The organism is Treponema sp. UBA7567, from assembly GCF_002476655.1.
GTDB lineage: Bacteria > Spirochaetota > Spirochaetia > Treponematales > Treponemataceae > Treponema_D.
This window is the reverse complement of record NZ_DLLH01000049.1, coordinates 98,586-114,055: the sequence shown is the minus strand read 5'-3', so window position 1 is coordinate 114,055 and position 15,470 is coordinate 98,586. Positions and strand designations below refer to the sequence as shown.

Here is a 15,470-nt window from a genome sequence, read left to right as displayed (position 1 = left end):
TTGTCCGAAAGGACAAGGGCGATCGCTTTAGCGAACAGTAAAAAATCCCTTGTCCGAAAGGAAATAAAATAGATATTTTAGAGTTTTTCGGAAAACTAATTCAAAATTTTACAACAAAATTTTAAAATGTCGTAAAAGTTCAAATAACTGTTTGTTTTACATTTTCCTTTTATACGATTATAAACTAACAGATATTTTTATAACAAAAAAATATCTGCAAAAGTAGGAGGAATTTAAAATGAAAAAAAGTTTTTTTAAGACTGCAATTTTCGCAATGGCCGCTGCGGCATTGATTTTTGCAGGCTGTAGTTCAGATTTCGGGGGGGGGCGACGATTATCCAGAAATTACAGGGGTAAAAATTTCTGGAATCCCGGAAAGCGCTGTTTCCGAGCCGGTTGAGCTAAAAGCAGACGTAAATGGCAATAATCTCGAAGGAGCCGGAATTGAATACAGTTGGGAAGTTACAGAAGGAAGCGGTTACGCTTCTTTTGAAAATTCAGATTCAGAAAGTTCAAAACTCGTTCCAAACTGCGCTGCGGAAGAAAAAGAAGTAAAAATTAAAGTTACCGCAAACCTAAAAGGCACAGAAAATAAAAAATCTTCAGAAGAATACTCCGTAAAAATTGCGGCAAAAAAAGAATCAGGCGAAAGTGGTTCGACAGGCGGAAGCTCAGAAGGCGGCTCAGGTTCAGAAGGCGGCTCAACAGGCGGAAGCGATGGGGACACAACCGAAAAAGGAAGCGTTTCTGTAACAGTGAATGTTGACGGTTCTATTAGCTGCGCAAAATGCGGAAAAACTTATTACTTCAAGTCACAGGCTGAAAACTGCGGGCATTACAAGTGTAAAACTTGCGGCTCTGTTTATTATTCTGAATCAGAATTGAATGCCTGCGCTTCGCACGTTACGGTAATTTTTAAAGACAGCGACGAAAACGGAAACGAAACTGTTACAAAGGTAATCAAATCGGGAAATACTGTTGTTCCTCCAAGCTGGGAAAAAGAAAATTTTGCGCTTATCTGGATTGATGAAAACGGAAATGAAGCCGATTTTGACGATTCAATTTCTCTTTCAGACGGCGAAACTGAAAAAACAGTAACATTCACGGCAAAATGGTCAACAACATACACTGTAACATTCAAAGACGAAAGCGGAGCAAATGCCGATGTGACCGTTGATGTAATCTCAGGTGAAGTTGTTGGAAACGTTCCTGCATGGACAAGAGAGCATTTTACATTGAGCGGCTGGACTTCAAGCGTTGATGGTGTATCAGTAGATTCTGCAGTTACAAGCGACGTAATGTTTACGGCAAACTGGACAGAAGATGCAAAATATACGGTAAAATTTGTGGATTCAGAAGGCGGGAACGCTGAAGAAACACAGACAGTTTATGAGGGCGAAAAATCGAATGTTCCAGCTTGGACAAAAGAAAACTACAGCCTTTCTTGGAGTAGCGATGTTGAAGGCATAACAACAGATTCAGCAATTACAAGCGATGTGACATTTACAGCAAACTGGACAGAAAAGCCAAAATGCTCAAACTGCGGAACTCATTATGATACTGAGGAAGATGTTGAAAAATGTTCTGTTAAGAATGGTTGCAAAGGATTTGTTGCAGTAAATGCAGGAGAATATAATCTTTCATCAAAAGGAGGGGTGTTTGCTAAGCAAGATGCTGGTGCAACTCAGACTGTTTCAGGAATCACAGTGACTTGTAAAATTGATTCTGCTGGTGCTAACTTGAAAACTAATGGTGGCGAAGTTTCGTTTGCAATTGCGTCTGCAATGACTTTGAAATTTACGGATTCAAATAAAAAAGGCGTAATAATTTCAACTTCTGACGGATATGTCGGAGCTGAAGGTAAAACAACTTCTGAAAAACTTGGTGCTGATGGAGCTGAGGTTTCTGTTACATTGGGGGCTGGTTCGTACAGTATTGCTGGAGCAACAAGTTCAAGTGCAAAGATTGCAACTCTTACTTTTGCAGCAATTGAATAAATCAAAAACTTGGCTAGAATCAGCGTACATTGCTGTGACGCTAGCCAACTTTACACAAAGTCAGCGAACGTCACCATGACGATTGCTGATTTTGTATAAAAACGTGAAACGTCACCATGACGTTTCTTAATCTTGGCTAGAGTTGGCGAACGTCATAATGACGATAGCCAACATAAGGCTAAAACACAAAACGTCACCATGACGTTTTGAGAATTTAGACAAAAACGGAAAACGTTATTTTGACGCAGGCCGTTCAAGGACAATTTCGGGGTGCGTCAAATTGTGAACGCGTTAGGGGGTGTAGGGGCGCGCAGCGTTGCGTAGCAATGCAACCCCGGAACACCCGACCGCCGCTTGCGGCGGGAACGCCCGAAGAAAATAAAAAAGATATTGTTGGAGAATTAAATGAAAAGATTTTCTGGAGCCATAAAAAAAATAGCATCGCTTGCAATGACGGCGCTGGTTGCGTTCGGAGCGGCTGGCTGCTCGGTTCTTGGAAGCGAGGAATCTTCTAGTGCTGGCGATGGATATGGAAGTGTTTCAATAAGTTTTAGCCATGCCCGTGCGGTAAGCTACGATTCTTATTCAGACATTACGCTTTTCTACAAGGCATCTGGAGCAAGTGGCTTTACTAAGGCTGCAAGCTGGGCTAGCGAAAGCGAACTGAGCGCGGTAAGTATTCCAGTCGGCGTTTACACTTTCAAATTGACAGCAACTGTTGCAATGAGCGACTCTGAGCTTGGCTTGAGCGAGTCTGCTGCAATGTCTGGAGAGGCTAGCGCGGCTATCGAAAACGGAAAAACAACGGAAATTTCTTTCACGTTGAAAAGAAGTGATTCAAGCAGCGACGACAGTAATCTTGATGTTGATACTGACGCAGACGTTACGAATGCGACTGTAAAAATTGTAAAGAGCGAAGGCTGGCTGAATTCTGCTTATGTTGTCTTCAATCAAATTAGCGGAGCGACTTACACTGTGAAAGTTGACGGAACGCAAATCGATAACGAGCTTATCCGTTTTTATGATACTTACAACTATTATGAAAAGAGCGAGGACTCAAATCTTGCTGTCTCTTATTCAAAGAAAACTTTGAGCAATGTTGTGCGTGCTGACGCGCTTGGGCTTGCTGCTGGAAGCCATACAATTTCTGTAAGTGTTGACGGCGGAAAAACAGAGTCAACTGCTACAATGACTGTTCTTGATAACGACCGTTCAGGATTTGCGTTTACGGACGGGGCGGTTCCTGGCGCATACAGTCTTGACGGAACATTGAAAAATGGCGCAGTTGTAATTTATCTTACAGAGGAAAACAAAAAGACTGTTACCGCGACAATCGGCGGAAAGGAGTATACAGGAATTGCCGATATTACTCAGGCAATAAAGACTAAAAACACGGGAACAACTCCTGTTGATATCCGCATTATTGGAAAACTCACGCTTGACGGTCTTTCCTGCTCTGATATGTCAAGCGCATATGCTCTTGGTGTGAAAGAAGCTAATTATGTGACGATTGAGGGCGTTGGAGATGATGCGACTATGGTGGCTGGAGTTGCGGCATTCACTTCAGACTATATTGAAATTAAAAATCTTGGCCTTATGAAATGGGGCGGCGGAAAAGACGGAGACGGAGTTTCGCTTAAGAAAAGCACTTATGTCTGGGTTCATAACAATGACTTTTTCTATGGAGACGCTGGAAGCGATGCTGACCAGGTTAAGGGCGACGGTTCAATGGACTTGAAAGACAATTCTCAGCACGTGACAATTTCATATAACCACTTCTGGGACAGCGGAAAAATGTCTCTCTGCGGAATGAAATCTGAAAGCGCCCCGAACTATATTACTTATCATCATAACTGGTTTGACCATTCAGATTCTCGCCACCCGAGAATTAGAACAATGTCTGTCCATGTTTACAACAATTACTTTGACGGAAATGCGAAGTATGGCGTTGGCGTAACTTCAGGCGGAAACGCTTTTGTTGAAGGGAACTTCTTCCGCAATGCGCATGACCCGATGATGATTTCTAAACAGGGAACAGACGCGCGTGGCTCTGGAACTTTCTCTGGCGAAGAGGGCGGCGGAATAAAATCTTATAACAATAAATTCGAACAGAACAATACAAATGGCGTTTCGTTCCAGTTCATAACAAACAAGTATGACTACACAAACAATCAGGAGCTTGGCGAATACAAAGAGTGGACTGAAACTATTGGAACAGAAAATTCTGACGGAACTTGGACTATTTATGATTCTGCTGTTACAGACTCTACAGACACAATCGCCTCAAATTCTCTGATTGCGATAGAAGATGCGGCAAAGAAAGGCGCTTACTATCAAGGCTCAAAAGGAAAGACGATGTTCTATCTTGATGTTCCTGCGAATACAACGAAAGTTGTTTTGAAAGCTAAAACAGGCTCTTCAACATCAGGAGCTACAACAACTGTAAGCGTTGACGGCACAAAGAGCAATTCAATTTCAAACACATCTTACACAGATGTTGAAATTGCTGTTTCTGTGACAAAGGACAGCACTATTGCTGTTGTGAATTCTGGTTCTAATTCGCTTAATATCTCTGAAATCAAGGTGATTGCTTCAACGGGATGGAAAACAACGCTTTCAAGCGGGGCTGATATGTCTAATATTGATGCTTACGAAGTTGACGAGCGAAGCGAGACTGTTCCGGCAACTGTTCTCTCAAAATCTGGAAACCATGCTTATTCAAATTTTGATACAACTTTAGGCGATGCAGGTCTTGGTCTTACAAACCTGCCGACATCTCCTGATGTTGCAAAGGCTTCAGTTCTTGAATTTGCCGGACGGCATAATCCTGATTTTGCATGGACATTTGACAATTCAACTGATGATGCGAGCTACGCCGTAAATGAAGAATTGAATTCTGCATTGCTTGTCCATACAACAGGCGTAACAAAAATCGGACAGTAATCCGTAAAAAAAACAATTGATGTAAAAAAACTCCGCCGGGCGTTTGCCTGGCGGAGTTTTTTTTGCGTTTTTTTAATCTTTATTTTTCTAAAAAAAATGCTGGCGATTTACAGACAATTTCTATTACTTCCATATTTCCGCGTTTTTATGTAAAATGCTTTCTATGAAAACTGTAGACGAGACAACTCTTTCAAATTTGCTGCAGCTCAGCCGCCTTTCTCCTGAAAGCACTGACATGGCAACACTTAAAAAACAAGTGGACGAAATCGTTGGATATTTTGACATTCTTTCCAAATATGACGACTCCGAGAATCCTTATGACGCTTATCCTTCAACCGAGGCTGAAAAGCTCCGCGAGGACGAGATTGTTCCGGGGCTTGATATTCCATCTCTCAAGCAGACAACCGACAAATTTATGGACGGATATTATCAGGTTCCTAAAGTTCTTGGCGAGGGAGCGTAAAAAGCAAGAAATTTTGAAAACAGGGAAGGGGAAAAGCCTTTCCCCTGCGTCACACTTCGTTGTGCCGCCCCCCTTTCTCCTAAGGGCTGCGCCCTTAAAATCCTGCTTTTAAATCTTCATAAGGTGAAAATATGTTTTATACAATAGAAGAAACTGTAAAAGCCTTGAAATCCGGCGAGACAACTTCTGCCGCGCTTGTTAAGGCTTCTGTTGATACTTTTGAAAATGACAAAAAATCTGAAAAGCCGCTGAACGCTTTTCTTGAAATTTACGACGACGTTGTTGAAAAGGCGAACGCTGCTGACGCGGAAATTGCAGAGGCAAGAAAAAACGGCACAGTCGGAAAACTTTTTGAGGAAAAGCCGCTTCTTGGCGTTCCTTTTGCCGTAAAAGACAACATTTCCGTAAAAGGAAAATCTCTTACCTGCTCGTCAAAAATTCTGCAGGGATACCGTGCGCCTTACAACGCGACTGTAATCGCGCGGCTTTTGGACGCCGGTGCAATTCCGCTTGGAAGATGCAATCAGGACGAATTCGCGATGGGCTCTTCAACCGAATATTCAATTTACGGGCCTACAAGAAATCCTATAAATCGCGACTATGTTTCAGGCGGCTCTTCCGGCGGCTCAACTGCCGCTGTTGCCGCAAACCAGGCTCTTTTCGGTCTTGGAACTGAAACCGGCGGTTCTGTCCGCTTGCCTGCTTCTTACTGCGGAGTTTACGGCTTAAAGCCGACTTACGGAGTTTTGAGCCGCTGGGGCGTTGTCGCTTACGGCTCTTCCCTCGATCAGGTTGGAATTATCGGGCATTCTCCAAAAGACATTGCGCTTCCGCTTTCTTTGATGTCCGGCGTTGATTTTTACGATGACACTTCTGCTGACTTGCCTTCTTCTGGCGAGCTGAAAAATCTGAAGGCGATTGATGTCTCTAAATTGAAGATTGCCGTTCCTAAGCAGTTTGAGGAATCAAAAGGAATGGACGCTGACGTTGCGAAAGTTTTTGCAGAAGTGAAATCTTGGTTTTCTTCAAAAGGCGCGAAAATCGAGACTGTTGACCTTCCGATTCTTGACGCTTCAATCGCGTCTTATTACGTGATTGCGCTTTCCGAGGCTGCTTCAAACCTCAGCCGTTTTGACGGAATCCGTTACGGAAACCGCGTTGACAATGAGAAAGGCTACGACCAGCTTTACATCGATACCCGCTCAAACGGATTCGGGCCTGAGGTAAAGCGAAGAATCATAATCGGAAACTACGTGCTTTCAGAGCAGTTTTCAGGCGACACTTACAAAAAAGGAATGAGCGTGCGCGCGAGAATTCAGCGTGAAGTTGCTTCTCTGTTTGAGAAATACGACTTGATTCTCTGCCCGACTTGCCCGACAGCCTCGTTCAAGCTCGGCTCAAAAGTTGACGACCCTCTCGAAATGTACTTGAGCGACTTGTTCACGACTTTTGTGAACTTGGCGAGAATTCCTTCAATTTCTGTTCCGGCAGGATTTACTTCAAAGGAAAACAAGAATGCTTCGTGCATGCCGGTTGGAATTCAGTTTGCAGGAAAAATGTTCGACGAGCTGAAGATTCTTCAGACCGCGCAGGCGTGGGAAGAAGACCACAAAAACTGCGGAATTCCGGTTCAAAAGTAAAACTCGGATTTTGCGTTAGGGCGTGTAGTGGCGGCGGAGCCGTTGCGGAACGGAGCCTTGCGAAGTGAGAGCAATGGAGCACTGATGTGCGGAACCACGAAAGGCCCGACCCGAACGAAAGTGAGGGGAACGCCCAGAAAAGTTGGAGAAAATTATGGCAATTGATAAATATGAAATCGTAATCGGCTGTGAGATTCACACGCAGCTTCTTACAAAAACAAAGGCTTTTTGCGCCTGCGAGAACAAATACGGCGGAATGCCGAACACGCGAGTCTGCCCGGTTTGTCTTGGCTTGCCGGGAGCTATGCCGCGCATTTCAAAAGGCTATGTGGAGCTTGGGGCGGTTGCCGGGCTTGCTTTGAACTGCAATATCGCGCGCTTTACGAAATTTGACCGCAAGCATTATTTTTATCCTGACCTTGCGAAAGGCTATCAGATTACGCAGTACGATATTCCGCTTTGCGCAGACGGACACGTTGACTTGCCGCTTTCGCATTATTCAAAGGACGAGCAGGAAGGCGGAGCAAAATTCCGGCCGAACAATTTTAAGGGCGAGAACTGCATTGTTGAGAACGAGGGCAAAAAATACCGCCGCGTGAGAATCGAGAGAATCCATCTTGAGGAAGACGTAGGAAAATCGCTTCACTTGCCGGGAAAACATTCCTATATCGACTACAACCGCTCGGGAACTCCGTTGATTGAGATTGTTACAAAGCCTGACATGACTTCTCCTGACGAGGCCGCGCTTTTTATGCAGACTGTTCAGGAAATTTTGCGCTATGTGAAAGTTACAAACGGAAACCTTGAGGAAGGAAATATGCGCTGCGATGCTAACATCAACCTCAATGTCTGGGAGGACGGAAAGCTTTACCATACTCCTATTTCCGAAATCAAGAACCTTAACTCTTTCAAGTCAATCCGCGAGGCGTGCGCTTACGAGGCGAAAAGGCAGCTCAAGGAATTTGAGGAAGACCGCCAGGAATTCAATCCGGGCTACAAGAACACGATGAACTGGGACGAGGACAAGGGCGTTACGCAGATTATGCGTACAAAGAATTCGTTCGTTGACTACCGATTTGTCGTTGAGCCGGACATCAAGCCGTTCAAGGTGAACGAGGAGCTGATTTCGCGCGCGGAAAGCAGAGTCGGCGAGCTTCCTGAGGCAAAGAGAATCCGATTGCAGAAGCAGTTCGGTCTTTCTGATTTTGATGTTGAGACTTTGACTTCTTCACGCGAGCTTGCGCTTTGGTTTGAAGAGGCCGCGAAAGGCGCGAAAGACGTTAAAAAAGTTGCGAACTGGATTCTTGCCGAGCTTCTCGCGGTTCTTAACGAGCAGCGAAAGACAATCAGCGAGGTGAATATCACTCCGAAGCACATAACCGAGCTTGTGAACGCGATTGCGGACAAGAAAATCTCGAACGCGCAGGGAAAGGCCGTTTTTGCGAAAATGCTCGAGACTTCAAAAATGCCGGCTGAGATTATCAAGAAAGAGGGAATGGAGACTGTTTCTGATTCCGGCGCAATCGAGGCGATTGTTGACAAGGTTATCGCTGATAATCCGAAAGCTGTTTCTGACTTTAAGGCCGGAAAGACAAACGTTGTCGGCTGGCTTACAGGCCAGGTGATGAAGGCTTCTAAGGGAAAGGCGAACCCTGGAATCGCGTCGAAACTCGTGGGCGAGAAACTTTCAAAGCTGTAAAAAAAGCAAAATGACAGAAATCAATATTCTTGCAGAGAGCATAAAATCTCGTTTCGGGACTGTAAAAAGAGCGCGCGGAAATTTTCTGTACACAGAAAAGCGCGTTCGTCTTACTGATATGTTTTTGGAAGGCGGCCGGGCTGTTTTGGGCTGGGGAAGCGATTTTTTTAGCGGCTGGACGATTTTTAAGAACATAATAAGCCGCGGTCTTACAGGAAGTTTTGTTACGGATTTTAATGCTGTTTCAAAAAATTCTGGACTTTCAAGACTGAGCCGTGCCGTAAGCGCCTTGCTGAATGATGAAAGAATTGCAGTTATTTGTAATTCAAAAGAAGATGCTCTTAAAAAAAGCCTTGCCATAAGCAAAGACGGAACTTTTGTTTATCGTCCGTGGAATGCGCAGAATATTGACTGGAAAAATGCCGCCTGTGTTTTGATTGCTCCTCCGCTTGCCTGGGCGCAGAATATCTGGATTGTCGCTGTAAAAAGCGAGTTTATTGAAGATTCAAAAATCGATTTTTGTTCTGCTTTTATTCCAGCGGCTTTAGAAGCTGCGGTAACGCGTTCTTTTTATGATTTAATAAAAGCACTTCAGGTTCGCGAAGAAAAAGACTGGTTTAAATACGACAAAGTTTTGACAAAATACTGGACGAGAAAGGGGCCTTGGCTTTTTCCGAAAATTCCGCAGGAAAAATACGAGAACTTTGTTCAGCATTGTCTGGACTGCGATCTTGTCGTAAGCCCATTTTTTTCTGTTCCGAGCATTGTTCCTTTTGGAGCAGATTCTGGAGTTTTTAAAAAGCTGGAAAAATCACCTTTTGACTTTTAAAAATTTTAAGTATGCGGGTAAGAAAAAATGCTTGAAAGCGAAGTGGTTTTTTACATTGTAAAACTTGTTTTTGGCGGAATTACTGCTTTTTTAGCAATTTTGCTTTTGAGCCGGACGCGTGATTCTGTCTGGATTTTTATGGTTTGCGGAGCAATTTTTAGTTACGCAGGCCTTGTTTTTGAGCTTCTCTTAAAAGTTGGAATCATAAGCGAATTTTCTTTAAAAATTTTCAATCTTCCGTTTGTGCCGCTTTTTTTTACGGTAGTTCCAGCAATTTTCTTTATAATTTCTTTTATCTTAAAAATAATCCGTGCGAGAAAATAGGAAAATAAAAATGACAGTGCTTCAATTTTGGAATGAATATTTGGCAAAAACCGGGCAAAAACCACAAGAGGCTGTCTATAACGGCGAGCTTTGTTTTGAAGATTCGGGCTGGACAGGCCAGTCACAGCTAAATCTCGTGCTTGGCGAAAAAAAAACTGCAATCTTTACACCTTTTCCTTCTTTTGAAATAAACCGCGAAAAGCTCCCTGTTGCCGGCGAAGTTTACGTCGTGGAAGATACTCAGGAGAATCCTTGCGCTGTAATCCGCATAAAAGATGTAAAAATAATTCCGTTCAGCCAAATCAGCTGGGAACTTGCGCAGCAGGACGGCGAAGACGAAAATCTTGAAGCCTGGCAGGAAAAAGAGCGTGACTTTTTTGAGGAAGAAGCCGACCTTTGCGGTTTTGATTTTGACGAAGAAATGCCCGTTGTCTGTGAAATTTTCGAATTAGTCTACAAAAAAAATTAAAACTTTTAAAATCCAAAGTTTAAAATCGAATTTCTGTGTGCTATAATTTTATATTAGAAAAGCATTTTTTAATGTTTGGAGGAATTAAATTATGGCAAAAAAAAGTTTTTCTGTTGAAAAGTTGATTATTCAGCTTTCTCTTGGTTTGTTGCTGGCTGTCGGCGGTATTTGGGGCTTGCAGGGCGGCGGAGATTTTGGAATTAACTCTCTAAAAAGCGTGTTTAGCGGCAGCGCAGAAAACATTGCGGTAATTGTTTTTTCAATAATCGAACTTCTTGCAGGAATTTATCTTGTTCTTGAACTTTTTATCGGTAGTCTCGGACAGTTTAAAAGCATTCTGATGCTTATTATTATGATTGTCTGGATTGTTGCAATTGTCTTGAGCGATTTTATCGACGGAAATTTCCACAATTTTATGAAATGGCTCTGGAATTTTGCAGGCCATCTGGTAGTTTTAGGCTCGATTCTTTACTGCAAAAACTAATTTTTTGGGCGCCACCCGCTTTGCGGGTCGGAGTACTGCGGGCTTCGGTGCCCTCGGTGCTTTTGCACCGGCTGCGCCGCCCTCCGTGTTCCTGGCGCTTTTTTATGACTCCAACGCGAGTCGAACGCGCGACCTTCCGCTTAGGAGGCGGATGCTCTATCCAGCTGAGCTACAGAGTCGAATAGACTAATATTAACAAAAAACAAAGATTTTTTCAAATGGTGTATGCTTTTTTCTAAAAGGTATAATAAAGACCGCGCTCTGCAAAACCCGCAAAACCGTCATCTTGAGGTAAAAACTCCCTGTAGTTTTCGCCGTAGTGGCAGAGAAACATTTTTTTTCGCATTTCTGTTGGAAGAGTTAGAAGCTCATTGTAAGAAGAATGAACAGGACTTTCAAAAAAAGTACATTCATGAAAAATACATTCCGGTTTATAAGTCTGTTCAATCCAATCCAGCATTGGACGGTCAAATTTTGTGTCTCCGCTAAAGAAAATTCTGTCATCTATTAAAACTCCGACAGAATAAAAAATTTTGTTCCAGTCTGCATTTGGGCAAAGAATATGCCTTGTTCGTACAAGTTTTAAGTTTATTGAACCTGCATTTGCCTCGTAAACCGGGCGCGGAGTGTTTTTTAATTCAACTGGGCAGATTTGCTTAAAATAATCGTCAAAAGTAAAAAAATTGTCTATTCCTTTTTCCTCGCCGTAAGAGCAGGCTCCGGCCAGGCTTTTTTCCCAAAGAATTTTTTTGTAAAAATCTGGAACAATAAGCGACGGTTTTTGTCTTGTCACATAAAAATTTGTGTATGCGACTTCTTCAAGGCCGCCAATGTGGTCAGAATGTGAGTGTGTCGGCAAAATCGTGCGGATTTTTGTGAGCGGAGTGTTGTATGTTTTTAAGGCGTAAGAAAATAAAGTTCCGCAGTCAATCAAGACATGATCTTTGCCTTTTATTACAAGCAGGTTGTTCTGAAAATCGACTTTGTTAAAAGCGCTTCCAGTTCCGATGAAAAAAATCTGAAGTTTTCCATTGTTTGTGAGGTTTATACTGTCTTTAAATGTTTCGATTTCCATAGAACTTCCGTAGAACTTTTTCTTAAAATCAGTACAAATTATAACACAATATAATTATATTACAAAACTTCTGGAAGCAAATAAACATCTTTTACACCGTCAACAAGAATTGCGCCCATTCCAAGTTTTAACGGCAGGTCAAGGTCAATATCGTAACGATCTCCAATGCTTAGACATTCTTCAAATTTTATTTTTTTGTTAAGAGCTGTTCCTGCGGTTTTTGCGGCAAACTCAAAAATCTCTCTGGCAGGCTTTGATTTTAGCGTTGTGTCAAGCCCAATGATTTCTGGAATAAGCCCGGAAACTCCCAGCGCTTCGAGAGTTTTTCTTGCCGTCAGAACAGGATTGTTTGTTACGCAAATGAGATAAAATTTTTCTTTTAAGGCGGAAAGAGTTTTAAAAAGCCTTGCGTCTGGTTTTAAAAATTCAGCAGGATTTATAAGTTTTTTTCTCCAAAAAATACTTTCTTCAATCGAAATTCCAAAATAAGTAAGAAGGTTTCCAAGGCTGATTTTTTGTCCGGAATGTGTGTTCGCCCAATTTTTCCTAAAATCAGAAAAAAGCCCGCGGGCTTCATCAGCGGAAATTTTTCGCATTTGGGCAAAATGTCGGATTTGACCGTCAATCTGCTCTTTTGCGTATTCAGAATTTGTATAGAGCGTAGAATCTACATCAAAAATCAGAACCTGGACTTTTTCTGGAATAAAATAAACCTTCATTAAAATGCAGCGCCTGTCTACGAGTGGTCAGCAGGCATAGCCGGAGTGTAGACGTGCGATTTTTTTACAAGAACAAATGCCGCTTCTTCTATCGAGTCGTAATATCCGAGCGAAATTCTTGCAAGAATATTGTCGCCTGCAAGTTCCGCATCCACGCATTCAGTCACAACAAACGGAACGCAGAGAGTATCGCATTTTATCTGAGTCCATTTTTCGTTTAGAGCCTGCCCGCCAGTTACGGTAATGCTTCTCGGCTGTGGAAGTCCTGCCTCTTCCGAAGCCTTTTTTAGAATGTTGAGGGCCGCCCAAAGCTGGTGAGTTACATCGTGAATAATCGCAAGTCCTTCTTTTTTTTGTTCATCCGTCAAAATCTGCGGATTTTCAAATGTCGGAGTGTCTACAATCTGCGCAACTAGTTTTTTGTGCGTAATTTTTGTTTTTAATTCGTCTTCAATCTTTTTCTTAAAATTTGCAAACCTGCTTCCTGTATCTGGAATGATTACCGCCGCATTCCACATTCCAGGAATAATCGACGGCATTGTGCGGATATTTGGCGAATTGAGCGGAACTGGAGTGCAGAGATTAAGCCCTTCGCTTGAACCTGAACGGTCGCATAGCATGCCGGTGTCGAGCGTGTCTGTTCCAATCAGCGCAACAACAAAATCAGGAGCGCCGCAAAAAACCAATGTTCCTTCGATAAGACCAGTTTCTTCAGCCGCCTGTTTTGTAATTTTTCCAGCGAGTGCGCCAGGTTTTACAAATGGAGGCAGTTTTTTGATTTCGTCATCAGAAAAACCTTCTGCCTTGAGCTGTTCTTCTGTCCAATAAATTTCTCTGAAACGTTCTTCCGGCAGAATTGTTACGGCGTTTCCTGTCAGACGGTAAATCAGGTATTCAGGAGTTCCAAAAATCTTGTCAGATTCGTACCAGTGGTGAGTGTGGAGTTTTCTAAAAGCATCCAGACGCGGAATCCACATTGACTTTTTGTCAGAAACGGAAGTTGGCGCATCTTTAGACCAAAGAAGCGTCAGCCCGTTGCTGCTTACAACCGTCGGCCCGTTGCCGGAAATACAAATCGCTTCAATTCCAGTGTCCGGCGATTTTTGCTTTAATTCTTCGACAGCTTGTTTTAAAGCCCCGACCCATTCCCGTGCAATTTTCGATTCATCTTTTTCCGTAAAATTCGCGCGTGCATAGGCAATGCTTTTTGGCGAATCTGGCATAAGCGCCGCTTTTAACGAAGAAGTTCCAATATCAACACAAAGAATAGCATCTTTCATAAAAATCTCCAATTTTTTTCGGGGCCATTTTTGCTGTCGCAAAAACCGGGTCTTGCGGGGTTTTATTCCAAAAAACAGGCTCATCCGCCAGTTTTTTGGAACGGCTTTGCCGCCCCTCCAGCCCCTTGTCCGAATTTTTTGCTTCGAGGCTTATTTTTCATTTTACAACAATTTGCGGAGATTTGCCATTTTTGCAAAAAAAAACTGCCTGATAAGGACTGAAGCGCCTGTCAGACAGTTTTTAATAATTTTTTTATTTATGCCTGAGTTTCTTCTGTATCGTCAGACTTTTTAATCAGTTTGTCGATAATCGTTCTGTTGTCCAAAAGATCGCTCAAGCTCTGATTGTGATGAATTCTTGTAATTACATTTGCAAAGAGACCAGAAACATTTGTGCTTATAAACCATTCTTTTTCTTTTAATTCTGGATGGTAAACGGCGTTTGTTCCGATTATTCGGTAGAACTGGCCGTTTTTATAAGCTTCATCGAACAGTTCAATTGCATTTCCTGTAAAGAACGGAAGCGAAATTGCGGCGATTACCTTTGTTGCGCCCTGTTCCTGCAAAAACTGCATTGCTTTAAGGAGAGTTCCTCCTGTTCCGAGCATATCATCTGCAAGGAAGGCAACTTTTCCTTTAACGTCGCCAAGAAGTTTTACGCTTTTAATATTTGTCTGTTTTGCATTCTGAGTTACGACAGAATAATCGCGTTCTTTGTAAATCATTGCGAGCGGCACTTTTAAGCCTGTAGCATAGAATTTGTTGCGGTCGATTGCGCCTGTGTCAGGGCTTACTACAACTAAATCTTCCTTGTCAGGACCAGAAAGATTTACAACCTTTGTAAGTTCACGGATAACCTGATAGGAAGCATGTAGGTTTTCGAGATGTGTCGTGTTGAATGCGTTTACAATTTCGCGAGAGTGAATGTCGAGAGTAATTACGCGGTCGACTCCACGCATTTCGTAAATGTGGCAAAGAAGCGCTGCCGTAAGACCTTCGCGGCCCTTCTTCTTGTGCTGGCGGCTGTAAGGAAATGCCGGAAGTACAAGAGTGATTGATCTTGCTCCAGCCTGCTGAACAGCATCGATTGTTACAAGAAGTGTCATTACGTGGTCGTTTACAGAGAATGTAACAACATTTTTTCCGCCGTTCATTTCAATTGGCTGGTGGTTTTCTGCATCTTGAAAAATATAAATATCTTTTCCGCGGACAGAATCCATCAATTCTGCTTTAATTTCACCGTTTGCAAACCAAGTAAAAGCTGTGTTGATTTTAAAATCTGGCGCACGGTATTTGTCGATTGCTCCGCGTACAACAAGGTCAGATGTCACCATATCGTTGCGGAAGTTGATGTCCTTAATCAGTTTGTCTTTGTCTAAAGTATATCGTTTAGAAATTACGTCATTTTTTAATGTAAAACGATGTTTGTACATGTGACGAAGATGAGTAATTACTTCGTCCGCAAATGCAGCACCGCCCGGACATGCGATTACGCCCAGGTTGGTTGGTTCTGAATAAGGCATTTTATTCTCCCATGAAAATGTGATT

General features: G+C 42.7%; 13 protein-coding genes and 1 tRNA gene. 9 read left to right on the top strand and 5 right to left on the bottom strand.

The features are described from left to right. The first annotated feature begins 296 nt into the window (after positions 1–296). From B3Y13_RS06595 to B3Y13_RS06555, 9 genes are all read left to right on the top strand, one after another. The gene (locus B3Y13_RS06595) at positions 297–1,997 is read left to right on the top strand and encodes a hypothetical protein (RefSeq protein WP_296693475.1); all 1,701 of its coding nucleotides are present in this window, start codon (positions 297–299) and stop codon (positions 1,995–1,997) included. A 405-nt stretch (positions 1,998–2,402) separates the two neighbouring features. Then, a complete protein-coding gene (locus B3Y13_RS06590; protein ID WP_296693472.1) occupies positions 2,403–4,940 on the top strand; it encodes a right-handed parallel beta-helix repeat-containing protein in 2,538 nt (845 codons plus the stop codon). A gap of 163 nt (positions 4,941–5,103) precedes the next feature. After that, complete coding sequence (gatC, locus tag B3Y13_RS06585) at positions 5,104–5,403, top strand: Asp-tRNA(Asn)/Glu-tRNA(Gln) amidotransferase subunit GatC (protein WP_296693471.1); 300 nt, start codon at positions 5,104–5,106, stop codon at positions 5,401–5,403. A 131-nt stretch (positions 5,404–5,534) separates the two neighbouring features. Continuing rightward, positions 5,535–7,043 carry an Asp-tRNA(Asn)/Glu-tRNA(Gln) amidotransferase subunit GatA gene (gene gatA, locus B3Y13_RS06580; protein ID WP_296693467.1) on the top strand — a complete coding sequence of 503 codons (1,509 nt, stop codon included), beginning with the start codon at positions 5,535–5,537 and terminating at the stop codon, positions 7,041–7,043. Between the two features lie 154 nt (positions 7,044–7,197). Next, positions 7,198–8,742: an Asp-tRNA(Asn)/Glu-tRNA(Gln) amidotransferase subunit GatB gene (gatB, locus tag B3Y13_RS06575; protein WP_296693465.1), complete on the top strand. Its 1,545-nt coding sequence runs from the start codon at positions 7,198–7,200 to the stop codon at positions 8,740–8,742. A gap of 10 nt (positions 8,743–8,752) precedes the next feature. Next, a complete protein-coding gene (locus B3Y13_RS06570; RefSeq protein WP_296668409.1) occupies positions 8,753–9,571 on the top strand; it encodes a hypothetical protein in 819 nt (272 codons plus the stop codon). A 27-nt stretch (positions 9,572–9,598) separates the two neighbouring features. Then, positions 9,599–9,895, top strand: coding sequence for a hypothetical protein (locus B3Y13_RS06565; RefSeq protein ID WP_296023222.1), 297 nt, complete (start codon positions 9,599–9,601; stop codon positions 9,893–9,895). A 10-nt stretch (positions 9,896–9,905) separates the two neighbouring features. Then, the gene (locus B3Y13_RS06560; RefSeq protein WP_296668413.1) at positions 9,906–10,364 is read left to right on the top strand and encodes an ASCH domain-containing protein; all 459 of its coding nucleotides are present in this window, start codon (positions 9,906–9,908) and stop codon (positions 10,362–10,364) included. A 91-nt stretch (positions 10,365–10,455) separates the two neighbouring features. Next, a complete protein-coding gene (locus tag B3Y13_RS06555) occupies positions 10,456–10,848 on the top strand; it encodes a hypothetical protein (RefSeq protein WP_296023231.1) in 393 nt (130 codons plus the stop codon). A 105-nt stretch (positions 10,849–10,953) separates the two neighbouring features. On the opposite strand, the gene B3Y13_RS06550 is transcribed toward B3Y13_RS06555, so the two are convergent. The 5 genes from B3Y13_RS06550 to prs all read right to left on the bottom strand — a co-directional run bounded on the left by B3Y13_RS06550 (position 10,954) and on the right by prs (position 15,445). Next, positions 10,954–11,027: transfer RNA gene (locus B3Y13_RS06550), tRNA-Arg, on the bottom strand. A gap of 56 nt (positions 11,028–11,083) precedes the next feature. Continuing rightward, a complete protein-coding gene (locus tag B3Y13_RS06545) occupies positions 11,084–11,923 on the bottom strand; it encodes an MBL fold metallo-hydrolase (RefSeq protein WP_296693462.1) in 840 nt (279 codons plus the stop codon). Positions 11,924–11,982: 59 nt separating this feature from the next. Continuing rightward, positions 11,983–12,642, bottom strand: a complete 660-nt coding sequence (locus B3Y13_RS06540) for an HAD family hydrolase (RefSeq protein ID WP_296693460.1) — start codon at positions 12,640–12,642, stop codon at positions 11,983–11,985. A 17-nt stretch (positions 12,643–12,659) separates the two neighbouring features. After that, positions 12,660–13,922 (bottom strand): FGGY-family carbohydrate kinase, encoded by a 1,263-nt coding sequence (locus B3Y13_RS06535; RefSeq protein ID WP_296668419.1) that lies wholly within the window; start codon positions 13,920–13,922, stop codon positions 12,660–12,662. A 257-nt stretch (positions 13,923–14,179) separates the two neighbouring features. Next, complete coding sequence (prs, locus tag B3Y13_RS06530) at positions 14,180–15,445, bottom strand: ribose-phosphate diphosphokinase (protein WP_296023247.1); 1,266 nt, start codon at positions 15,443–15,445, stop codon at positions 14,180–14,182. Positions 15,446–15,470: the final 25 nt, after the last annotated feature.

Excerpts from the sequence above, each read along its gene's own strand:
- B3Y13_RS06555 (WP_296023231.1), top strand. The coding sequence starts at position 10,456 with ATGGCAAAAAAAAGTTTTTCTGTTGAAAAGTTGATTATTCAGCTTTCT.
- B3Y13_RS06545 (WP_296693462.1), bottom strand. The coding sequence starts at position 11,923 with ATGGAAATCGAAACATTTAAAGACAGTATAAACCTCACAAACAATGGA.
- B3Y13_RS06540 (WP_296693460.1), bottom strand. The coding sequence starts at position 12,642 with ATGAAGGTTTATTTTATTCCAGAAAAAGTCCAGGTTCTGATTTTTGAT.
- gatA (WP_296693467.1), top strand. The coding sequence starts at position 5,535 with ATGTTTTATACAATAGAAGAAACTGTAAAAGCCTTGAAATCCGGCGAG.
- B3Y13_RS06590 (WP_296693472.1), top strand. The coding sequence starts at position 2,403 with ATGAAAAGATTTTCTGGAGCCATAAAAAAAATAGCATCGCTTGCAATG.
- gatC (WP_296693471.1), top strand. The coding sequence starts at position 5,104 with ATGAAAACTGTAGACGAGACAACTCTTTCAAATTTGCTGCAGCTCAGC.
- B3Y13_RS06560 (WP_296668413.1), top strand. The coding sequence starts at position 9,906 with ATGACAGTGCTTCAATTTTGGAATGAATATTTGGCAAAAACCGGGCAA.
- gatB (WP_296693465.1), top strand. The coding sequence starts at position 7,198 with ATGGCAATTGATAAATATGAAATCGTAATCGGCTGTGAGATTCACACG.
- prs (WP_296023247.1), bottom strand. The coding sequence starts at position 15,445 with ATGCCTTATTCAGAACCAACCAACCTGGGCGTAATCGCATGTCCGGGC.
- B3Y13_RS06570 (WP_296668409.1), top strand. The coding sequence starts at position 8,753 with ATGACAGAAATCAATATTCTTGCAGAGAGCATAAAATCTCGTTTCGGG.
- B3Y13_RS06565 (WP_296023222.1), top strand. The coding sequence starts at position 9,599 with ATGCTTGAAAGCGAAGTGGTTTTTTACATTGTAAAACTTGTTTTTGGC.
- B3Y13_RS06535 (WP_296668419.1), bottom strand. The coding sequence starts at position 13,922 with ATGAAAGATGCTATTCTTTGTGTTGATATTGGAACTTCTTCGTTAAAA.